The sequence below is a fragment of the Variovorax sp. dw_954 genome, assembly GCF_018449755.1.
Taxonomy (GTDB): Bacteria; Pseudomonadota; Gammaproteobacteria; order Burkholderiales; family Burkholderiaceae_C; genus Variovorax.
This window is the reverse complement of the sequence record NZ_JAAVVD010000007.1, coordinates 272050-292721: the sequence shown is the minus strand read 5'-3', so window position 1 is coordinate 292721 and position 20672 is coordinate 272050. Positions and strand designations below refer to the sequence as shown.

Here is a 20672-nt window from a genome sequence, read left to right as displayed (position 1 = left end):
ACCGGTGACTTGAACTGTTTGGTCAGGTTCCAACTGACTTCAACAGGCTGCCGACCTAGACGCGGACGCGCGCGCTGACCTTGCGAAGTCAGCGCGCGACATGTGTGGGGCCCGCTGGATGCATCGATCCAGCGGCATCGGCAGGAGGAGCCGGCGCATTCGGAGACCCGATGCGCCGGACTCGCGCCGCGGCTCAATTCGACGCGACAGCCGCGCGGGTGCTGGCCTGGTTCCGATGGGCGGCCAACTCGAAGGAGCCGCTGTCCTCGCCATACAGCTGGTCGAGCGTGCCGTTCTTCTCGGCCGCCGCCAACTCGGACTTCACTTCCGCGCGCGGCGTGTCCAGCACCTCGTGGCGTGAGAGATAGAACGAACCGCTGTCGGTGCCATCCAGCGCGTTCAGCGTGCCGTCTGCACGGGCCTCCTTGACTTCCGCCTTCACTTCGCTGCGGGGTTCAGTCGAGCGGAAGTGGGAAGCGAGAAAGGCCGAGCCGCTGTCCTCGCTGGTGAGCGCCTGCAGTTCCCCGCTGGCCTCCGCGGCCTTGAGTTGCGCCTGCACTTCTGCGCGGGTCAAGCCTTGGGCCGAGGCCGCGGTGGCGGACAAGGCGAGGACGGCGGCCAGAGCGGCCATGGTTGCTCTGAATTGCTTCATGATGATTTCCTTCGCGCGTCTGGATGAAGGAGAGAGGTAACGCCGACAGACACGCATCCGGCGACCTCTTTGAATTACCTGGCGACTTGCGTCTGCTTCGGTGCCTCTACTGTCGATTCCGCTGATTGCGGCCGGATTGCATCGCGGAGGCTGTGCAATGCGCATGAAACGGATCCGATTTCTTTTGAAACACTGGGGTTCCTGCACGCGGTTCAGCCGTGGGCCGCCGCCTCGAGGATGAGGTCGGTGATCTCGTCCGGATGCGAGATGAGGCCCAGGTGGCTCGACGGCAGCTCGATGGTCCTGGCCTTCATGCGCTGGGCCAGGAAGCGCTCCAGGTCCGGATTGATGGTGCGGTCGTTGCTGGAGACTTGGTACCACGACGGCTTGCTGCGCCACGCAGCCACCGTCGTGCGGCCGTTGAACAGCGTCGATGCCACGCGGCCCTGCACGGCGTAGAGCACACGCGCCTTGACGGGGTCGATGTCGCCCGCGAAGTCGCGCAGGAAGGCCTCTTCGCTCAGCTGCGCGAAGCCGCCGGACGTGACCAGCCCGGCGCTGGCCGGCGGCTTGGGAAACTTGGCGGCGAGCGCGCCGAAGTCCTCGCCTGCATCGGGCGCCCGGGCCGAGACATAGACCAGGCCGGACACCTTCTCGTGGACCCCTGCCTCGCTGATGACCATGCCGGCCCACGAGTGGCCGACCAGCACGGTCGGTCCGTCCTGCAGATCGAGGATGCGGCGCGTGGCCTGGACGTCATCGTCGAGCGAGGTCAGGGGGTTCTGCACCGCCGTGGCACGCAGTCCTGCGGCCTGCAGGCGGCCGATGACATCGAGCCAGCAGGAACCGTCGGCATAGGCGCCATGAACGAGAACCACGTTGCGAACTCGCACGTTGGCGGCGCTGCGCCGTGGTGCGGGACCGGGAATGGACTGGGCCATCGAGGTTGCCGCCACCAGCGAAGCGCCGGCGCCGGCCAGGATTGCGGAAAAATTGCGTCGATTGATCATTGGAGTGCTCCTGCGCCAGCCCCGCAGCGCGGAATGCACTGGCCTCGAACCGGCAGGCTCCAAGATCCCTCACTGCCATTGCCCGCGCGTTGCACGCGGGCCGGTGGTCGAATCCAATCGAAATGCGGGCGGTTTCAGCTGCAATACGCCGCGCGGCGGACTTGCTCAGTGCACCACCTGGACCTGCTGCTCGAACACGTAGCCGGCCCCGCGCTCGGTTCGGATCATCTTTGGTGCCGAGGCATCGACCTCGATCTTGCGGCGCAGCCGCAGGATCTGCACATCGATCGAGCGGTCGTACACCTCGGCGCCATGCAGGCGCGACAGCTCCAGCAACTGGTCGCGCGACAACACGCGTTGCGGTTGCTCGCACAGGGCCAGCAGCAGGTTGAATTCCCCGTTGCTGAGTTCGACGCGCTTGCCTTCCGGCGAGGTCAGGCGCCGTGCCAGCAAGTTGAGTTCCCATCCGGAGAAGCGATAGGCCCGGCGCTTGGTGCTGTGTCCCTGGGGAGCGGCGTCGGCTCTGGCCTGGTAGCGGCGCAGCACGGCGCGAATCCGCGCCAGCATCTCGCGGTTGCTGAAGGGCTTTGTGACGTAGTCGTCGGCGGCGATCTCCAGGCCCATGACCCGATCGGCCTCGTCCTGCTTGCCGGTGACGATGATGACCGGCACCTCGCTGGTGTCGCGCAGGGTGCGCGCCAGCTGCATGCCGTCCTCGCCGCCCAGCCGCAGGTCGAGCATGACCAGGTCGATCACGTTCTCCTGCAGCACGGCGTTCATCTCGATCCCGCTCGCGACGGCGGTCACCTGGAATTCGTTCTCCGCCAGGTAGTCCGACAACAGCTCTCGCAGCGCCGGATCGTCATCGACGACGAGGATGTGGGGTGAAGCGGTTTGCATGGCTTCGAAGCGTAGACCCATTGATGCTACGGGAGCCTACGGCCGGATTACAAGTGAAACCGGATACGACATTGCGTCGGCATCGGCAACGGCTCCAATCGGTACTGCACGGGCAACTCCGCCCGGCGCAGGACAGGGACCGATTTGATGTCGAAGATCATGGTTATCGAGGAAGATGGAGCGATGCGCATGCTGATCTCCGAATGGCTGGCCAGCGAGGGGCACGACGTCTGCTCGCTGCGTCGGCTCGACCCTGCGCCTGACGCCACGGTCGACCTGGTCATCCTCGACCTTCCCTATCCGCGCTCGTCCAGCGGCGAGACCGCCCGCGCGGTGCAGGCGGCGCACACCATCTACCCGCGTTCCTCGGTCATCGGCATGTCGACCCAGGTCGGTCGCAGCCTCGGCGGCGATTCCGTCGTGGCCCGTGCGCTCGGCGTCAGCCGATTGCTGGCCAAGCCGTGCAGCCGGGAGGAGATGCTCGGCGCCGTGGCGGCTGCCTTCTAGCTTCATGCCATGACATCGGGTGAACGGCTCCGGCAGCGCATCATTGCCGCGGGCATCGTGCTGGTCACCGTCTTCACCGGCTCGGCGGTGTACGACGGCTGGCGGCTGCACCAGCAGATCATGCTCGCCAACGAACGCGAACTCGGCAACCTGGCCAAGGCGCTGGCCGAGCAAGGCGCCCGGACATTGCAGGCCGTCGACGTGCTGTTGCGCGACACCAGCGTGTGGTGGGAGAGCAGCGGCCGCGTGCTTGCGCCGGAGGCGATCTCCGAAGCCCTGGCGTCGCGCGTGGTCGGCGTCTCGCAGGTGAGCGTGCTCTCGATCGTCAACGCGCAGGGCATGCAGCTGCATCGGTCGCGCATCACGGGTGAGCCGCTGGCCGATGTCTCCGACCGGCCCTATTTCCGGAACCAGCGCGACCGGATGTCGGGCGGGCTGTTCATCAACGATCCGGTGGTCACGCGCACCGAGCGAGTGGCGGCGCTGGTGGTGTCGCGCCGACTGAACAAACCGGATGGCACCTTCGACGGCGTGGTGGCCGCCACCGTCACGCTGCAGGCGATCCAGGCGGCCTATTCGGCGATCGAACTCGGGGAAGGCAGCGCCCTGATCCTGACGCTCGACGACGGCACGCTGGTGGTGCGGCAGCCCGAGATCCCCGGGCGCGACACCAGCCAGCGCTTCCCCGAACTGCCCGCTTTCAAGGGCGACCCGCTGGTCGATCGCGCGGTCAGTCCGGCAGATGGCCGGGCCAAGCTGCTGGCGGCCGTGGGCGTCGGCCACCGGCCGCTGACGCTGACGATCACGCGCGACGAGGACAACGCCCTGCGCCCCTGGCACGACGAGGTGCGCAGCGCCGTCATCCGCACGCTGCTGCTGACCGCGCTGGTGGTGCTGACCATCGCAGGCCTGCTGCGCCAACTGCGGCGGCTGGAGGCCGGTGAAGCCGAGAAGGCCGCGCTGCAGGCCCGGCTGCAGAAGGCCCATCGGCTGGAGTCGCTGGGCACGCTGGCCGGCGGCATCGCCCACGACTTCAACAACATCCTCGGCGCGATCCTCGGCTTCGGCGAGATGGCCCAGCAGCACGCCGTGCCGGGCACCGACATGCGCCGCCACATCGACCGTGTCATGCAGGCCGGCGCGCGGGCGCGCGTGCTGGTGCGCCGAATTCTCGACTTCAGCCGCAGTGGCTTCGCCGAGCGCGTGCCGGTGCCGATCCAGGCTGTCGCGGAAGAGGCCATGGCGATGCTGCGCCCGACGCTGCCCGAAGGCATCCGCTTCGACGCGCGGCTGGAGGCCGGCACGGCGGCGGTGCTGGGCGACGGCACCCAGCTCTACCAGGTCGTCATGAACCTGTGCACCAACGCCGCCCAGGCGATCGGCGATGCCGGCGTCATCGATGTCGGCCTGGACCGCGTGCAGTCCGGCGCGCGTCGCCCGCTGCTGCATGGCGAACTCGCCGCGGGAGCCTATGTGCGCCTGACGGTGTCGGACACCGGGCGCGGCATGTCGGCCGAAGTGCTCCAGCGCGCCTTCGATCCCTTCTTCACGACCAAGAAGGTCGGCGAAGGCACGGGGCTCGGGCTGTCGATGGTGCACGGCATCGTGGCCGATCTGGGCGGGGCGATCGACATCGAGAGCCAGCCGGGCCACGGCACCCGGGTGGCCATCTGGCTGCCGGTTTCCGGTGAATTCGAAAGTCTGCCGCAGCGCCCCGAGCCCGGCTGGCCGCTCGGCCAGGGCCAGGTGGTGATGGTGGTGGACGACGAACGGCCGCTGGTCGAACTGGCCGAGGAACTGCTGGCCGAACTGGGCTACGAGCCGGTCGGCTTCGAATCGTCCGAGCGTGCGCTGGACGCCTTCATGAAAGACCCGCAGCGTTTCGATGCGGTGCTCACCGACGAGATGCTGCCCGGACTCGCGGGCAGCGAGCTGGCGCGGCGGCTGCTCGCGGTGCGGCCGGAGCTGCCGGTGCTGCTGGTCAGCGGCAACGTCGACGCGGCGCTGGAGCAACGTGCGCGCGACGTCGGCGTGGTGGCGCTCATGCGCAAGCCGCTGGCGCTGCGGGAGCTGGCCGAGAGCCTCGCGCGGATCTTCGATCGCACGTGAAACGGCCCGGCGCGCCGTAGAAATTCCCGCGCGAGGCGCGATGTCCACGTGGTGCTGCCAGTGTCGAGCGCGCGCGGCTGAACTCGAACAGCCGAACGCAGAAGAAAGACAAGGTTACGCAGAGGTCGCAGAGGAATTCAAAAGAAAGTTTTTGGCATCCCTTTTGCGACCTCTGCGAAACCTCTGCGAAACCTTTGCGACTCTGCGTTCGGCAGCCCGATCCCGCATTCAAAACGTTGATCAGCCGAGATCGCCCGCCACGCGCGGCGTCTCGCCGGTGTCCCGGAGCCACCCGCCACCCAGCGCCCGGTACAGGTCGACCAGGCTTTCGAGGCGGTCCAGCCGCACCGTCACCAGCGCCTGCTGGGCGTTGTACAGGTCGGTCTGCGCCGTCAGCACGTTCAGGTACCCGTCCACCCCGCTCTCGTAGCGCAGTTGCGAGATGCGCAGCCGCCGGCCTTCCTCGTCGGTGAAGCGCCGCGCCGCGGCCAGTTGATCGTCGTAGGTGCTGCGTGCGGCGAGGCCGTCGGACACCTCGCGGAACGCCGTCTGTATTGCCTTCTCGTACTGCGCGATGCCGATGTCCTTGCGCACCTGCGCGATGTCCAGGTTGGCGCGATTGGTGCCGGCATCGAAGATCGGCAGCACCAGCGAGGGGGCGAAGGACCATGCGCTGGAACCGGCGCCGAACAGTCCGCCCAGCATCGGGCTGGCCGAGCCGAACGCGCCGGTCAGCGTGATGCGCGGAAAGAAGGCCGCGCGGGCGGCGCCGATGTCCGCGTTCTCCGAGCGCAACTGCGCTTCAGCCTGCAGGATGTCAGGGCGTCGTGTGAGCAGGTCGGAGGGCAGGCCGGCCGGCACGTCGTCGCGGATGGCCTGCTCGCTCAGCCGCACCGGGGCCGGAAGGTTCTCCGGCAGGGGCTCGCCGATCAGCAGCACCAGGGCGTTCCCGGCCTGCGCGCGCAGGCGCAGTTGCGCGGCCTCGTTGACGCGGGCCTGGTCGACCAGCGTCTGCGCCTGGCTCAGGTCGAGGTCCGACGCGGTACCGACGTCGAAGCGGCGCTGCACGATCGCCAGGGAACTCGTGACGGCCTCCAGCGTGGCGCGCGTGACGGCCAGTTGTTCGTCGCTGGCGAGGGTCGCGAGGTACTGGTCGGCGACCTCCGACACCAGCAGGATCTCGGCGGCCTGGCGCGCGTGCGCGCTGGCCAGGTATTGCTCGAAGGCCGCGTCGCTGAGGCTCTGCAAGCGGCCGAAGAAATCGACTTCCCAGGCTGCCGACAGCGCCACTGTCTTCGAATGCGTCAGCAGCGTGTTGCCGCTCGGCTCCAGGCTGCCCGGGGTGCGCGACTGCGCGCCTTGCACGCCGGCCGAGACCTGCGGGAACAGGGCCGCGCGCTGGACGCCGTACTGCGCGCGCACCTGCTTCACGTTCAGCATCGCGACGCGCAGATCGCGGTTGTTCTGCAGCGCGATCTCCACCAGGCGCTGCAGGCGCGCATCGGCGAGGAAGTCATGCCAGCCGATGTCCGTGGCGGGCAACTGCCCTGCCCCGGCATTCGCCGCTGTTCCCTGGCCCTCGACCAGGGGATAGGCGGCGGCGACCGGCGCGGCGGGTCGCTGATAGAGCGGCTGCAGCGAACAGCCGGCCGCGGCGATGGCGGCGGCTGCCGCGAGGGCGCAGAGCGGGAGGGTGCGCATGTCAAGCTCCTTCGAGAGTTGCGTTGGCGTGGGTGTTCGCGCCGGCGTTCGCAGCCCCGGCCGGCAGTTGCGGCGCTGGCGCCGGCTTCGTCCGCGCCAGCCGGTCTGCGACCACGACGTAGAACAGCGGGATCATGAAGATGGCCAGGAAGGTCGCCGCGGTCACGCCGCCGATCACGCCGACCCCGATCGCGTTCTGGCTGGCCGAGCCGGCGCCCCGGGCGAGCGCCAGCGGCAGCACGCCCAGCCCGAAGGCCAGCGAGGTCATGACGATCGGCCGCAAGCGCATGTGCGCCGCCTCGATGGCCGCATTCAGCGCGCTGCGCCCCTCGGCCTGCAGGTCGCGTGCGAACTCCACGATCAGGATGGCGTTCTTCGCCGACAGCCCGATGGTCGTGAGCAGGCCGACCTGGAAATAGACGTCGTTGGACAGGCCGCACAGCGTGGTCGCGGCCAGCGCACCCAGCACGCCGAGCGGGATGACCAGAATGACGGACAGCGGGATCGCCCAGCTTTCGTACAGCGCGGCAAGGCAGAGGAACACCACCAGGATCGACAGCGCATAGAAGTACGGCGCCTGCGAGCCCGACTGCTGTTGCTGCAGAGAGACGCCGGTCCATTCGAAGCCGACGCCTGGCGGCATCTGCTTCATCAGGCGCTCCATCGCGGCGATGGCCTGGCCGGTGCTGCGGCCCGGCGCGGCCTGCCCCTGGATCTCGATCGCGGGCACGCCGTTGTAGCGCTGCAGTTGCGGCGGTCCCCAGCTCCACGAGCCCTTCGCGAAGGCCGAGTACGGCGTCATGCCACCCTGCGCGTTGCGCACGTAGAGGCGGTCCAGGTCCTCCGGGTTCATGCGGTACGGCGCGTCGGCCTGCACGTACACCTTCTTGATGCGGCCATCGGTGTCGAGGAAGTTGTTGACGTAGCGCGCCCCCCAGGCGATCGAGAAGGCCTGGTCGGAATCGGCGATGGCAACGCCCAGGGCGCTGGCCTTCTCGCGGTCCGCCTCGACCTTGAAGGTCGGGTTGTCGGCCAGCCCGTTTTGACGCACCAGCGCAAGGTCCGGGTCGTGGCGGGCGAGGTCCAGCAGCTGGTCGAGTGCCTGCATCAGCTTCTCGTGGCCGACGCCGCCGCGGTCCTCCAGTTCGAAGTCGAAGCCGTCCGCCGTGCCCAGCCCCTGGATCGCGGGCGGGTTGATCGGGACGATCACCGCGTCCTTGAAGGGCCCGAAACGCTTGGTCAGGCGCGCGGTCAGCGCGTTGGCGCTGAGCTCGGGCCGCGTGCGCTCGTGAAAGTCCTTCAGCTGCACATACACCAGGCCCTGGTTCTGGCCGCGGCCGGCGAAGTTGAAGCCGTTCACCTGGAAGCTGGCCTGGACGGTGTCGGCCTCGTCCTTCGCCAGGTAGTCGCTGATGGTCTCGAGCACGCCGCCCGTTCGTTCCATGCTCGCGCCGGGCGGCGTCTGCACCTGGATGTAGAGGAAGCCCTGGTCCTCCGTCGGCAGGAAGGAGGTCGGCAGGTGGACGAACATCCACCCCACCGCGGCGATGATCGCCGCATAGATCACGAACCAGCGCCCGGCGCGGCCGATCACGTGGCGCACGCCGTGCACATAGCCGTCGCGCGAGCGGTCGAACTGGCGGTTGAACCAGCCGAAGAAGCCCGTCTTCGGCGTGCCCGATTCCCGGTCGGCGGGCTTCAGGATCAGCGCGCACAGCGCCGGCGTGAGCGTCAGCGCGACGAACACCGACAGCAGCATCGCCGAGACGATCGTGAGCGAGAACTGCCGGTAGATCGCGCCCACCGTGCCGCCCGAGAACGCCACCGGCACGAACACGGCACACAGCACCATCGCCACGCCGACCAGCGCGCCGGAGATCTGCTGCATCGCCTTGCGGGTCGCGTCGGCCGCCGACAGGCCTTCTTCCTCCATGACGCGCTCGACGTTCTCCACCACGACGATCGCGTCGTCCACCAGCAGGCCGATCGCCAGCACCAGGCCGAACATCGACAGCGTGTTGATGGTGAAGCCCAGCGCCGCCATCACGCCGAAGGTGCCCAGCAGCACCACCGGCACCGCGATGGTGGGTATGAGGGTGGCACGGATGTTCTGCAGGAACAGCAGCATCACCAGGAACACCAGTGCGATGCCTTCGAACAGGGTCTTCACGACTTCCTTGATCGACTCGCGGATGAAGGGCGTCGAGTCGTTCGGGTACACCACCTTCAGCCCGGGCGGGAAATACTTCGAGAGCTCCTCGATGCTGCCGCGCACCGCCTTCGCCGTCGCCAGCGCATTGCCGCCGGTGGACAGCTGCACCGCGATGCCGGCGGCCGGCTTGCCGTTGTAGTGGGTGTCGACGGCGAAGTTCTCGGCGCCCAGGTCGATGCGCGAGACATCCCGCAGGCGCACCTGCGAACCGTCCGGCAGCACCTTCAGCAGGATCGCGCCGAAGTCCTCCGGCGTGCGCAGCAGCGTCGCGGCCGTGATGGTGGCGGTGAGCTGCTGGTTGCCCACGGCAGGCGCCCCGCCCAGCTGGCCGCCGGAGACCTGCACGTTCTGGTTGGTCACGGCCGTGGTCACGTCTACCGGCGTGAGCGCGTAGCTGTAGAGCTTCTGCGGGTCCAGCCAGATCCGGATCGCGTACTGCGTGCCGAACACGTTGAGGTTGCCCACGCCGTCGAGCCGGCTGACCGGGTCCTGGACATGCGAGACGATGTAGTTGGCAATGTCGAACTTGTTCATGCTGCCGTCCGTCGACACGAAGGCCGCCACCAGCAGCGTCGAGCTGCTGGACTTGGTGATGCGCACGCCGGTCTGCTGCACCTGGGCCGGCAGCAGCGGCGTGGCCAGCTGCAGCTTGTTCTGCACCTGCACCTCGGCGATGTCCGGATTGGTGCCGGGCGCGAAGGTCAGCGTGGTGGTCGACTGGCCGGTGTCATCGCTGGCCGAGGACAGGTACAGCAGGTGGTCGAGCCCGCTCATCGATTGCTCGATCACCTGGACCACCGTGTCCTGCACGGTGGTGGCCGAGGCGCCGGGATAGCTGGTCGTGATCTGCACCGTGGGCGGCGCGATCTGCGGGTACTGCTCGACCGGCAGCGTGAAGATCGACAGGGCGCCCGCCAGCATGACGAGGACGGCGAGCACGATCGCGAAGATCGGCCGCGCGATGAAGAACTTGGCCATGGCGGATCACTCCTGGTTGGCGCTGGAGGCGACGACGGGGTGGACGGCCGCGCTGCCCGCAGCTGCGACCTTCACCGGCGCCAGCGGCGTGAGGGCCGCCGGTGGCGCCAGCGACGCGAGGGGTGCGCCGGGCGCGCCCTCCGGGGCCGTTTCCACCGGCCGCACCAGCGCGCCGTCCCGCACCTTCTGCAGTCCCGCCACGATCACTTTCTCACCATCGACCAGGCCGCCGTCGACGACCCAACGGTCGCCGATGGTGCGCGTCGCCTGCACCGTGCGCAGCGCGACCTTGTTGTCCGGACCGACGACGAACACCGTCGCCTGGCCCTTCGGATCGTGGGTCACGCCGACCTGCGGCACCAGCAGCGCGGCGTCGTCCACGCCCTGGTCGATGCTGGCGCGCACGAACATGCCCGGCAGCAGCACATGCTCCGGATTCGGGAAGACCGCGCGCACCGTTACCGAGCCGGTGCCGGCATCGACCGTGATGTCGCTGAACTCGAGCTTGCCCGGCTGCGGGTACCGGGTGCCGTCTTCCAGCGTGAGTTGCACCTTCGCCGCGTCGGCGCCGTCGAGCTTCAGCTTGCCGGAGGCGAGGTCGCGCCGCCATTGCAGCCCGGCCAGGCTGGAGCGGTTCAGGTCCACGTAGATGGGGTCCACTTGCTGCACGGTGGACAGCAGCGTCGCGGTGCTGCCCTGCACGTACGCGCCCTGCGTCACCTGCGAGATGCCGACGCGGCCGCTGATCGGCGAGACCACGTCGGTGTAGGCCAGGTTGATGCGCGCGGCCTCGACGGCGGCCTTGCCGGAGGCGACCGCGGCTTGCGCCTCGCCCTGCGCGGCGACCGCGTTGTCCAGGTCCTGCTTGCTCACCGCGTTGGCGTCGATGAGTTGCCGGTCACGCTGCGCCAACGCGTTGGCCGAAACCAGGCTGGCCTGCGCGTTCTGCAGCGAGGCCAGCGCGCCGTCGAGCGCGGCGCGGTAGGGCGCCGGATCGATGCGGTAGAGCGACTGGTTCGCCTTGACGTCCGAGCCCTCCTCGAACTCGCGCTTCAGTACGATGCCGTCGACTCGCGCGCGCACCTGCGCCACCAGGTAGGCCGAGGTGCGGCCCGGCAACTCGGTGGTGATCGGCACTGGCTGCCGGTGCACGGCGACCACCTCCACTTCGGGCGCCTGTGCCACGGGCGCATGTGGTTTCGAATCTCCGCATCCCGCCAGCAGGAGGACGCAAAGGGCAGCGCTGCCGCGGCTGCGCATGAGTGCTTGGAGTGAGTGCATGGAAGCGGCTCCTGTCGGGTGGGACGATGAGGGTTGCTGTCGGTGAGAGCCGATCGTGCGAGGGCTGCGTTGCGCTCGGGTTTCAGTCGCAGGGGCTCGTGTTTCAGCTGTAGCGCAGGCGCGCTTTCAACGACGGGAGCATCGGTGGGTGCGGCCGGCGAGGCCGGTTGCGCCATCGGGCCCTTGCCCCCAAGACGCCGTCGCTCGTCCTCAACGGGAGATCGCATCGAACCTTCGGACGAGGTATTTCAGCGATTTCCCCAATTTCAGCAGATGCTGAAGTTCCTTGGAGAATTGAAACTCCAAGAAGGATTCAAGGAAAGATCGCCGGGCCAAGGATGCCGGCACTCACGCCAGGCTTCCGACGCCTTGCGAAGAATTGGGGCTGCTCGAACCTGCGGCCGATGATTCCAATGGCGAGCGCACGAGCGCCAGCTTCAGCGCGGTAGCAGACATCGACGTGGCCAGCGGGCGCAAGAAGACCTGGGCCGAAGACTGGAAGCTGCTCAACTGCTGGCGCTGCCGAGCCCGGCACCAATGACCTGATCGGTCATCGACACATTTCTATTCGACGCGATGCAGCGCATGCCGCGCCGCCTTCGCGATGCTCACCGCATCCACCCCGAAGAAATCGCGCAGCGCCGCCCGCGTGTCGCTGCGACCGAAGCCGTCGGTGCCGAGCGTGATGTAGCGGCGGCCTTCCGGCAGATACGCACGCACGCTCTCCGGCACAGCGCGCACGTAGTCGGTGGCGGCAATGACAGGCCCCCTGCCCTGCGCAAGCTGCTGCGCGATGAAGGGCACGCCGCCGGCCTCGCCGCGCAGTTCAGCTTGCTCGCACGCTGCGCCGTCGCGGGCCAGTTCGCTCCAGCTCGTGACGCTGATCACCTCGGTGGCGATTCCTTCCGATGCGAGTTGCTGCGCGGCCTTGATGACCTCGGTGAGGATCGCGCCGGAGCCCATCAGCGTCAGCCGCGTCGCTGCCGCATCGGCAGGGAAGCGCCCGAAGCGATAGCTACCGCGCAACACATCGCCATGCGCTTCGGCCGGCAAGGTCGGCTGTGCGTAGTTCTCGTTCATGAGCGTGACGTAATAGAACACGTCCTTCTGCTCGACCATCATCTCCCGGATGCCGGCATCGACGATCACCGCCATCTCGCCCGCGAAGGCCGGGTCGTAGGCCTTGCAGTTGGGGATGGTCGCGGCCACGAGATGGCTGGTGCCGTCCTGGTGCTGCAGGCCCTCGCCGCCGAGCGTGGTGCGGCCCGAGGTCGCGCCCAGCAGGAAGCCGCGCGCGCGCTGGTCGGCCGCGGCCCAGATCGCATCGCCCACGCGCTGGAAGCCGAACATCGAGTAGTAGATGTAGAACGGCAGCATCGCCAGGCCGTGCACGCTGTAGCTGGTGGCCGCCGCCGTCCAGCTGGCGATGGCGCCGGCTTCGCTGATGCCTTCCTCGAGGATCTGGCCGTCCGTGGCTTCGCGGTAGCTGAGGATGGTGTCGATGTCCTCCGGCGCATAGCGCTGGCCCACGCTCGAGTAGATGCCGACCTGCTTGAACAGGTTGGCCATGCCGAAGGTGCGCGCCTCGTCGGCCACGATGGGCACCACGCGCGGGCCGATGGCCTTGTCCTTGAGGAGATTGCCGAGGATGCGCACGAAGGCCATCGTGGTGCTCATGTCCTTGCCGTCCGCCTCGACCGCGAATTTCGCGTACGCGGCCAGTTCAGGCTTGGGCACCACCTCGCACGCCGTCTCGCGCCGCGGCATCGCGCCGCCGAGCGCTTGTCGATGTGCTTTCAGGTACTGCATCTCCACGCTGTCATCGGCCGGCTTGTAGAAGGCCAGCGAAGTCGCCTGCTCGTCGCTGAGCGGCAGGTTGAAGCGGTTGCGGAACCCGATGAGGTCGGCGCTTTCGAACTTCTTGTGCGAGTGCGTGGTCATCTTGCCCTGCCCTGCGCCCATGCCGTAGCCCTTCTTGGTGTGGGCGAGGATCACGGTCGGCTGGCCTTGATGGGCGGCGGCCGCGGCATAGGCCGCGTGGATCTTCACGAGGTCGTGGCCGCCGCGCTTCAGGCGGTCGATCTGCTCGTCGGTCATGCCTTGCGCGAGGCGCGCGAGTTCCTCGTTCTGGCCGAAGAAGGTGTCGCGGTTGAAGCGGCCGTCCTTCGCGGCGAAGGTCTGCATCTGACCGTCGACCGTGTTGGCGAAGGCACGCGCCAGCGCGCCCGTAGTGTCGCGCGCGAACAGGCCGTCCCAGTCGCTGCCCCACACCAGCTTGATGACGTTCCAGCCTGCGCCTGCGAAGAGCTTCTCCAGCTCGTCGATGATGCGGCCGTTGCCGCGCACCGGGCCGTCCAGGCGCTGCAGGTTGCAGTTGACCACCCACACCAGGTTGTCGAGCTTCTCGCGTGCGGCCAGGGTCAGGGCGCTCATCGACTCGGGCTCGTCCATCTCGCCGTCGCCGAACACGCCCCAGACCTTGCGGGCGCCGCAATCGAGCAGGTTGCGGTCCGTGAGGTAGCGCATGAAGCGCGCGTGGTAGATCGAGCTGATCGGGCCGATCCCCATCGAGCCGGTCGGGAACTGCCAGAAGTCGGGCATCAGGTAGGGATGCGGATAGCTCGACAGGCCGCGTGCGCCCTCGCCTGTCGTGAAGGCCGGGGCGGTGAGTTCCTGGCGGTAGTGCGAGAGGTCGCCTTCGCTGAGACGCCCTTCGAGGAAGGCTCGCGCATAGACGCCCGGTGCGCTGTGTGGCTGGAAGAACACGAGGTCGCCACCATGGCCTGCGTCCTTCGCGTGGAAGAAGTGGTTGAAGCCCGTCTCGAAGAGGTCGGCCGCGCTGGCGTAGCTGGCGATGTGTCCGCCCAGTTCGCCATAGGAATGATTGGCCCGCACCACCATCGCGAGTGCGTTCCAGCGCATCAGCGACGCCAGTCGCTCCTCCACTGCGAGGTCGCCGGGAAAGGCGGGCTGCGCGTCAACCGCGATCGTATTGACGTAGGGCGTGCACAACTCCGGCGCCCAGCCGATGCGCTCGTCGCGCGCCATGCGCGCCAGTTCGTCGAGCATCTGCCGCGCGCGCACCGGGCCGTTCGCGGCGACCAGCGCGGCGAAGGCATCGCGCCATTCGGCGGTTTCCTGGGGGTCGGGATCGATGGCGCTGGAAAGCGCTGCGAGGTGGGGCGCTGAGAGGGCATTCATGGAGAGCACTTTAGAGCGGTCGGGGCCAAATGTGTTGCTGTGCAGCCTTGTAACCGGGTGCTTGTGCAGCATAAACTGCCGCGCACCAAAGCAATCACGGCATCCATGAAGCTCGATAGCCTCGACCTCCGCATACTCGACGAACTGCAGCGCAATGGCGCACTCTCGAATGTCGACCTCGCGCGCCGCGTGCACCTCTCGCCCTCACCCTGCCTTGCACGCGTGAAGGCGCTCGAAGGCGCCGGCGTGATCGACCGCTACGTCGCCATCGCCAACGCCGCGGCACTGGGACTGGGGCTCAACGTCTTCATCTCCATCAGCCTGACGACGCAGAGCAAGGCATCGCTCGCCACCTTCGAGCAGCGCATCGCCGAGCATGACGAGGTGATGGAGTGCTACCTCATGACCGGCGACAGCGACTATCTGATCCGCGTGCAACTGGCCGACATCGGGGCGCTGGAGAAGTTCATCCTGGAACAGCTCACGCCCATCCCGGGTATCGAGAAGATCCGCTCGAGCTTTGCGCTCAAGCAGGTGCGCTACAAGACCGCCCTGCCCTTGCCGTCGGCTCGGCCTTGATGGCTTTTGAACCGCAGGGCTGGCTACAAGAGCGGTCGCCGGATCCTCTAGGCTTCATCTTCAATCTCGTGATCCTCTCGACCAGAACCCGCCAGCGGCCTCCAGGCCAGCCGCTGCCCGCTGATCCATTCGTCCAGGTGCCGCCGTGAGAACTCGACACCGCGTTCGCGCAGTTCGGTGCTGCAACCCAGGGACTGGAGCGCCATCCTGACGGAGATGTCCATGTACGCATGCGGATCCGCCACGCCGCTGCGCACGCCCTGGATGCCTCCGGCCGACGCGCCCATCAGGAAGTCGCAGGCCGTCTGTGCATCGTCTATGTGGAACTGACCGAGGCCACTGCCGCGTTCCAGGTCGCGCGCCATGTAGGTGGCCACCAGTGAGTCGCGCGGCCACGCATTCATGCGCGTGACGAACGCCGCCCAGTCGGGGTCCTGCCACGCGCGAATGAGGAACAGCCGAAAGCCAACCGCCGCGCGTTGCCACGGCTCCTTCAGGCAGTCGTAGAGCGGAAGGATCTCCGCGATCATGCGTTCGTTCATCCCGGTGCTGGCAGCCCGCAGCGCATCGTCGAGCGAAGGAAAGTGCTGGTAGAACGTGCCGCGCGAGATCCCTGCCTCGCGCACCACGTCCTCGATGACGGGCATGTCGTCGCCCCGGCGCACGAACACCCGCACGGTCGCATCGAGGATGCGTTTGCGGGTGCGCTCGCGTTTGCGCAGCGCGCTCTGCACACGGTGATCGTTGTCGCCGGCTCCAAGGCTCGGCGCTCCTGACGATGCCTGCATTCGTTGTCTCCTGACGCTTCGATGCCAAGCGGACATCTTGACGATTCGGCATTCTGACTTGCGGAAAGCAGGCATGGAAGCGCCGCCGCCAAAGATCAAGAATTCGCCCATGGCCGCCATCCTTCCCGACTCGGAGCAACGCACGATGAACTCCATCGAACCCAGCCTCTTTCGCTCGGTCATGGGACGTTTCGCCACCGGCGTGACCGTGGTGAGCTATCACCGGGAAGGCCGGCCGGCGGGCATGACCGCCAATGCGTTCCTGTCGGTGTCCCTCGATCCTCCCCTGGTGCTGGTGTCCGTGCGAAGAAACTCCCAGTTCACGACCCACGTGCGGCACGGCAGCCGTTATGGCGTGAATCTGCTGGCCGAGAGCCAGCAGGACCTGAGCTCGCACTTCGGCGGCCGGTCCGTCGAGGGGATGCCCATCCCGTTCATGCACTCGGCCGGCACGCCGCTGATCGATGGCAGCCTGGCACACATCGTGGCGCGCGTCGTCGACATCCATTCGGCCGGCGACCACCTGCTCTACATCGGCGAAATCGAGCATCTGAGCCATGGCACCGACGCCAGTCCGCTCATCTTCTACGGCGGCAACTACCGCCAGGTGCACACCCACGCGAAGCCCGCTGTTCAGTGGCAATCCACCGATGGCTGGTGAATGCCATCTCACCCTGAAGGAAACAACATGTCCCATCTCCATCCGGATCCTGAAGTCACAGACCTGCGTGCGGAACTCGTCCGTCGCGCCCATGCGCTGAAACCGCTGCTGCAGAAGAATGCAGCGCAGACCGAAAAAGACCGTCGTGTCGTCGAGGAAAACATCCAGGCGCTGAGCGAGGCCGGCCTGTTCCGCACGCTGCAGCCGCGGCGCTACGGTGGCTACGAGGCGGGCGTGCGAACGCACCTCGACGTCACCGCGGCGATCGCGGAATACTGCCCCTCGAGTTCGTGGGTGGTCAACCTGATCGGCGTGTGCACCTGGTTCGCCTCCCTGCTTCCGGGCCGGGCGCAGGACGAGATCTTCGGCGCCAATCCGCTGGCCCGCGTGGCAGGCGTCTTCACGCCGAGTTCGCAGACGCACCGGCGCGCGGTCGATGGCGGCCTGGTGGTCTCCGGCAAGTGGTACTACGCATCGGGTTGCCTGCACGCCGACTGGGGCTTGATCGGCTTGACCGAGCAGAACGAGAAAGGCGAAGTCACCGACCAGTTCCTGGCCTACGTGCCGATGAGCGAACTGCGCATCGAGGACACCTGGCATACCGTCGGGATGCGAGGCAGCGGAAGCAACTGCCTGGTGGCCGACGAGATCTTCGTGCCCGACCATCGCATGTATTCGATCCAGCGGGCCATCGGTGGCGACTACGCGAGCGAGTTCAAGGAGGAGCCGCTCTACCGCAGCGCCTTCGTACCGGTCGCAGCCTTGATCCTGGTGGGTCCGCAGCTGGGCATGGGCACCGCCGCGCTGAAATATGTCATCGACATGGCCGGCAAGCGCAACATCGCATACACCGTGTACGGCAAGCAGTCGGAATCGGTGGCCTTCCAGATGCAGATTGCCGAAGCGGCCATGAAGATCGACACGGCGCATCTGCATGCGTACCGGGCGGCGGAAGACATCGAGCGCTTCGCGGCCGCGGGCAACTATCCGGACTTCGTCGCGCGGGCCAGGGTGCGTGCCGACACGGGCCATGCCATCACGCAGATCGTGGAGGCACTCAACATCCTGGTCACGGCGCACGGCGCGGGATCCTTTGCGGAATCGAGCCCGATGCAGCGTTTCTGGCGCGATTCGAACACCGGCGCCCGGCATGCCGTGGCATCGCCCCTGATCGCCGCCGAGGTGTACGGCAAGGCACTGCTCGGCGTCGACACCTTCGTCACGCCACTGGTGTGAGTCACTCAAAGAGGATCAACATGTCAATCCGACCCACGAGCTTCGCGCACGTCGTCTACCGCACTTACCGCTTCCAGCAGATGCTGGCGTGGTACGTGAAGGTGTTCGACGGCAAGGTTCAATACCAAAGTCCGGTCATCGCCTTCGTCACCTACGACGACGAGCACCATCGCGTGGCCTTGCTCAACATGGGCATCATCGTCGGGGAGTCCGAGGCGCGCTCTCCGCGCGGCCAGCCCGGGATGGACCACGTGGCCTACGGCTACCGCTCGCTCGCCGAACTGTTCGAGAAATACGCCGAATTGAAGGCGTCGGGCGTGCTCCCGTATTGGTGCATCCACCACGGCATCACGGTCTCGCTCTACTACGCCGACCCGGACGGCAACCAGATGGAGTTCCAGGCGGACAGCTACACCTCGAACGACGAGGCCAACGCGTTCATGTACGGCCCGAACTTCGAACTCAATCCGATCGGCGTCGAGTTCGATCCCGAGGTCTTCCTGGCCCGCTTGCGTGCCGGCGAAAGCGAAGCGGCGCTGTTGACGCGCACCGAGCATCTGCCCGTCTCGGAAATTCGCGGCTCGATGTTGGGCTGAGCGGCTGGGCATTGAAAACCCATGACATGAACAGCGATCAAACCCAACCAACCCGCATCGAGGACGAGGCCGCCTGCGCGCGCCTGTGCGTCGACTTCGCGAACCACCTCGATGCGCGGCGCTATCCCGAGGTACTCGACCTGTTCACGCCGGACGGCGCCCTGGATCGCATGGGGACGGTGTTCGCCGGCCGCGCGGCGATCGGGGGCTTCCTCGACGCGCGGCCGACGGGCATGGCGACCCGGCACCTGTGCACCAACATCCGCGTGCATTTCGCCGAGGACGCGGACGAGGCCACCGGCTTCTGCTACGTCCTGTTCTTCCAGGGCAGCGCAGAACCGGGTCCCTGCATCGCGAAAGGTCCGCCATCGGTGGTGGAGTACCACGACCGCTTCAGCCGCACTGCGTCGGGCTGGCGCATCCGGGAGCGGCGCATCCGCATGGCCATCCAGGGTTGAAGAGGCTCCGATCAAGCCCTCGCGGCGCGCGGCAATCGGCCTACTTCCGAGCCTGGACTGGCAACTGCAGATATGACGCGCGCCCTCCTCCGGTGTGGATGACGTGCTGGCCGCTGTTGGCGCCCACATACTCCTCGATCGCTGGCATCAGGGTGCCCAGGAGATTGCGGGAACTGACGATGAAGCGCAACTGCTGGCCGGGGTAGAACGCGAGGCCCATCGGCATCAGGTCGATCTCGATGTCCACGATCTGCCCAGGGCTGGGTTTCTCCACCCGGTCGAAGCTGTGCGCAGGCACATCGCCGGTGGCCAGCTTCTCGTCCAGGTGACGGGCGGAGACGCGCAGGCGTCCATCCGATCCCTTGTACCGCAGGATGGTGGCGCCATGGTCGGTGAGATCGTGTGCCATCGCGCTCTGGTTGGGAACGGTGAATGCCTGGAGTGGCGTGCCGTACTTGTCCAGCTTCTGCACCAGCACGAAGAGGTCCATGTCATCGGCATCCCGCGCCTCGACCCACAGGTGCGCCTTCGGATAGCCGACGATCACTGTCTCCTCGTCAAAACGCGTGAGGAACGACACTGCGTTGGGATTGGACGCCACGGCGTAGGAAGCGTGGAATTCGGCGGCGGGCGCATCGAGGGTCAATGTGCGCGAGCGGCCGTCGAGATAGAACCTGGTCGGAACGACATCCGTCGGTGGGAACCGGGTCGCGGGGAGATCGACGCGATCACCGCCCTCCAGGTCGAGCACGCTGTATCGCACGGGCGGCGTCTGCTCCCAATCGTTCTCCACGTTCTTCAGGTAGCGGTCGAAGAAGCGCAACAGGTCAGCCCGATTGCGCTCGTCGTAATAGTCCGGCCACTCCTGGCCGTTGTGGATGCGCAGCCATTTGTCGTTCGAAGCGATGCGCCTCCAGGCGCGGAAGGTACCTGCGGTGTGGAGGGTGTTCGAGTAGCTGGCGACCACGTAGGCGGGAACCGTGATCCGGTCGAACTCGGGGATCTTGTTTTCCCACAGCTCGTTGATTAGCGGATATTTTTCGACCTCCGCAAGAAGATCCTCCTTTCGGTTCTTGCCGAAGAAGCTGCCCTCCTGCAGTTGTCGTGCGAAGCCCACATCGGGCATGCCTCCGCGCATGACGAGGTCGCGATACACGTCGCTGACCCCCTCCCACGGATTGATGGCCGCCAGGTGCGCAGGCTGCTCGGCCGCAGTGAACCATTGCGACACGGCAAGGTAGGAAGTTCCGCTCATGCCGACCTTGCCGTTGCACCACGCCTGCTCGGCCAGCCACTCGACGATGTCGTGGCCGTCGCGACCGTCCTGCCGGTCCCAGATCACGGAGTCACCCTCGGAATCGACCACCCCGCGGATGTCGGGGTTGCAGATCGCGTAGCCCTGCGCCACCCAGAAGGCAGGATCGGGCGCCTCGAACTTCGCGAGGCCGGAGACCACGTTGTTGTTCAGGCCGACGAGACCGAACACACCCATGACGCTGGCAGAAGTGCCCTGCCCCTTGCCATAGGGGCTGTAGGCCACGATAACGGGCACTTTTTCCGATCCAAGCGGACGAAAGACATCAACGTGAACGGTCACGCCGTCGCGCAGCTTCAACGGAACATCCTTCTCGAACAGGATGTCCACCGGGATGGGCCGGAACGCAGGCGCGATCTGGAAGCCCGCCTTCAGGATGCGGGTCCCTGGATCGAACGGGGTCAACAGGCCGGTGCGCGGGGCAGGCAGTGGGCTGGACGGGATGTATATCTTCTTGTCATTGCGCACGCAAAGTTCCTTTGGACCGA

Annotated in this window: 16 protein-coding genes; 7 read left to right on the top strand and 9 right to left on the bottom strand. The window is 67.0% G+C overall.

The genetic code is table 11. The features are described 5' to 3' along the window. Window positions 1-193 precede the first annotated feature (193 nt). The 3 genes from HB681_RS14215 to HB681_RS14205 form a co-directional block, all read right to left on the bottom strand. Window positions 194-652 (bottom strand): DUF4148 domain-containing protein, encoded by a 459-nt coding sequence (locus tag HB681_RS14215; RefSeq protein WP_213955462.1) that lies wholly within the window; start codon window positions 650-652, stop codon window positions 194-196. A gap of 212 nt (window positions 653-864) precedes the next feature. Further along, a complete protein-coding gene (locus HB681_RS14210) occupies window positions 865-1662 on the bottom strand; it encodes an alpha/beta hydrolase (protein WP_213955461.1) in 798 nt (265 codons plus the stop codon). A 165-nt stretch (window positions 1663-1827) separates the two neighbouring features. Continuing rightward, a complete protein-coding gene (locus HB681_RS14205; RefSeq protein ID WP_213955460.1) occupies window positions 1828-2562 on the bottom strand; it encodes a response regulator in 735 nt (244 codons plus the stop codon). A 147-nt stretch (window positions 2563-2709) separates the two neighbouring features. Between HB681_RS14205 and HB681_RS14200 the strand changes: the two genes are divergently transcribed. Beyond that, window positions 2710-3069, top strand: coding sequence for a hypothetical protein (locus HB681_RS14200; protein ID WP_213955459.1), 360 nt, complete (start codon window positions 2710-2712; stop codon window positions 3067-3069). A gap of 9 nt (window positions 3070-3078) precedes the next feature. Then, window positions 3079-5178 carry an ATP-binding protein gene (locus tag HB681_RS14195; protein ID WP_213955458.1) on the top strand — a complete coding sequence of 700 codons (2100 nt, stop codon included), beginning with the start codon at window positions 3079-3081 and terminating at the stop codon, window positions 5176-5178. Window positions 5179-5418: 240 nt separating this feature from the next. On the opposite strand, the gene HB681_RS14190 is transcribed toward HB681_RS14195, so the two are convergent. The 4 genes from HB681_RS14190 to mdeB form a co-directional block, all read right to left on the bottom strand. After that, on the bottom strand, window positions 5419-6879 hold the full coding sequence (locus HB681_RS14190; protein WP_213955457.1) for an efflux transporter outer membrane subunit: 1461 nt from the start codon (window positions 6877-6879) through the stop codon (window positions 5419-5421). 1 nt (window position 6880) lies between these two features. Further along, window positions 6881-10069, bottom strand: coding sequence for an efflux RND transporter permease subunit (locus HB681_RS14185; RefSeq protein ID WP_213955456.1), 3189 nt, complete (start codon window positions 10067-10069; stop codon window positions 6881-6883). A 6-nt stretch (window positions 10070-10075) separates the two neighbouring features. Further along, entirely contained in the window at window positions 10076-11350 is a 1275-nt protein-coding gene (locus tag HB681_RS14180; protein ID WP_256353918.1) for an efflux RND transporter periplasmic adaptor subunit, read from the bottom strand. Window positions 11351-11914: 564 nt separating this feature from the next. Beyond that, entirely contained in the window at window positions 11915-14551 is a 2637-nt protein-coding gene (mdeB, locus tag HB681_RS14175) for an alpha-ketoglutarate dehydrogenase (protein ID WP_213955455.1), read from the bottom strand. Window positions 14552-14656: 105 nt separating this feature from the next. On the opposite strand from mdeB, the gene HB681_RS14170 reads away from it, so the two are divergent. After that, on the top strand, window positions 14657-15130 hold the full coding sequence (locus HB681_RS14170) for an Lrp/AsnC family transcriptional regulator (RefSeq protein WP_213955454.1): 474 nt from the start codon (window positions 14657-14659) through the stop codon (window positions 15128-15130). A 47-nt stretch (window positions 15131-15177) separates the two neighbouring features. On the opposite strand, the gene HB681_RS14165 is transcribed toward HB681_RS14170, so the two are convergent. Continuing rightward, window positions 15178-16038 (bottom strand): TetR/AcrR family transcriptional regulator, encoded by an 861-nt coding sequence (locus HB681_RS14165; protein WP_213955453.1) that lies wholly within the window; start codon window positions 16036-16038, stop codon window positions 15178-15180. Here HB681_RS14165 and HB681_RS14160 point away from each other — a divergent pair. Genes HB681_RS14160 through HB681_RS14145 form a run of 4 tightly spaced genes read left to right on the top strand, consistent with a single transcriptional unit; the run spans window position 16028 to window position 18869 of the window. Continuing rightward, window positions 16028-16579 (top strand): flavin reductase family protein, encoded by a 552-nt coding sequence (locus tag HB681_RS14160; RefSeq protein ID WP_213955452.1) that lies wholly within the window; start codon window positions 16028-16030, stop codon window positions 16577-16579. The genes HB681_RS14165 and HB681_RS14160 overlap by 11 nt on opposite strands. A 27-nt stretch (window positions 16580-16606) precedes the next feature. Then, window positions 16607-17815, top strand: coding sequence for a hypothetical protein (locus tag HB681_RS14155; protein ID WP_213955451.1), 1209 nt, complete (start codon window positions 16607-16609; stop codon window positions 17813-17815). Window positions 17816-17835: 20 nt separating this feature from the next. Further along, window positions 17836-18411, top strand: coding sequence for a VOC family protein (locus HB681_RS14150; protein WP_218628210.1), 576 nt, complete (start codon window positions 17836-17838; stop codon window positions 18409-18411). Between the two features lie 26 nt (window positions 18412-18437). Then, window positions 18438-18869: a nuclear transport factor 2 family protein gene (locus HB681_RS14145; RefSeq protein ID WP_213955450.1), complete on the top strand. Its 432-nt coding sequence runs from the start codon at window positions 18438-18440 to the stop codon at window positions 18867-18869. Window positions 18870-18909: 40 nt separating this feature from the next. Here the strand turns inward: HB681_RS14145 and HB681_RS14140 are convergent, their stop codons facing one another. Continuing rightward, on the bottom strand, window positions 18910-20514 hold the full coding sequence (locus HB681_RS14140) for a CocE/NonD family hydrolase (RefSeq protein ID WP_213955449.1): 1605 nt from the start codon (window positions 20512-20514) through the stop codon (window positions 18910-18912). Window positions 20515-20672: the final 158 nt, after the last annotated feature.

Excerpts from the sequence above, each read along its gene's own strand:
- HB681_RS14215 (WP_213955462.1), bottom strand. The coding sequence starts at position 652 with ATGAAGCAATTCAGAGCAACCATGGCCGCTCTGGCCGCCGTCCTCGCC.
- HB681_RS14210 (WP_213955461.1), bottom strand. The coding sequence starts at position 1,662 with ATGATCAATCGACGCAATTTTTCCGCAATCCTGGCCGGCGCCGGCGCT.
- HB681_RS14205 (WP_213955460.1), bottom strand. The coding sequence starts at position 2,562 with ATGCAAACCGCTTCACCCCACATCCTCGTCGTCGATGACGATCCGGCG.
- HB681_RS14200 (WP_213955459.1), top strand. The coding sequence starts at position 2,710 with ATGTCGAAGATCATGGTTATCGAGGAAGATGGAGCGATGCGCATGCTG.
- HB681_RS14195 (WP_213955458.1), top strand. The coding sequence starts at position 3,079 with ATGACATCGGGTGAACGGCTCCGGCAGCGCATCATTGCCGCGGGCATC.
- HB681_RS14190 (WP_213955457.1), bottom strand. The coding sequence starts at position 6,879 with ATGCGCACCCTCCCGCTCTGCGCCCTCGCGGCAGCCGCCGCCATCGCC.
- HB681_RS14185 (WP_213955456.1), bottom strand. The coding sequence starts at position 10,069 with ATGGCCAAGTTCTTCATCGCGCGGCCGATCTTCGCGATCGTGCTCGCC.
- HB681_RS14180 (WP_256353918.1), bottom strand. The coding sequence starts at position 11,350 with ATGCACTCACTCCAAGCACTCATGCGCAGCCGCGGCAGCGCTGCCCTT.
- mdeB (WP_213955455.1), bottom strand. The coding sequence starts at position 14,551 with ATGAATGCCCTCTCAGCGCCCCACCTCGCAGCGCTTTCCAGCGCCATC.
- HB681_RS14170 (WP_213955454.1), top strand. The coding sequence starts at position 14,657 with ATGAAGCTCGATAGCCTCGACCTCCGCATACTCGACGAACTGCAGCGC.
- HB681_RS14160 (WP_213955452.1), top strand. The coding sequence starts at position 16,028 with ATGGCCGCCATCCTTCCCGACTCGGAGCAACGCACGATGAACTCCATC.
- HB681_RS14165 (WP_213955453.1), bottom strand. The coding sequence starts at position 16,038 with ATGGCGGCCATGGGCGAATTCTTGATCTTTGGCGGCGGCGCTTCCATG.
- HB681_RS14155 (WP_213955451.1), top strand. The coding sequence starts at position 16,607 with ATGTCCCATCTCCATCCGGATCCTGAAGTCACAGACCTGCGTGCGGAA.
- HB681_RS14150 (WP_218628210.1), top strand. The coding sequence starts at position 17,836 with ATGTCAATCCGACCCACGAGCTTCGCGCACGTCGTCTACCGCACTTAC.
- HB681_RS14145 (WP_213955450.1), top strand. The coding sequence starts at position 18,438 with ATGAACAGCGATCAAACCCAACCAACCCGCATCGAGGACGAGGCCGCC.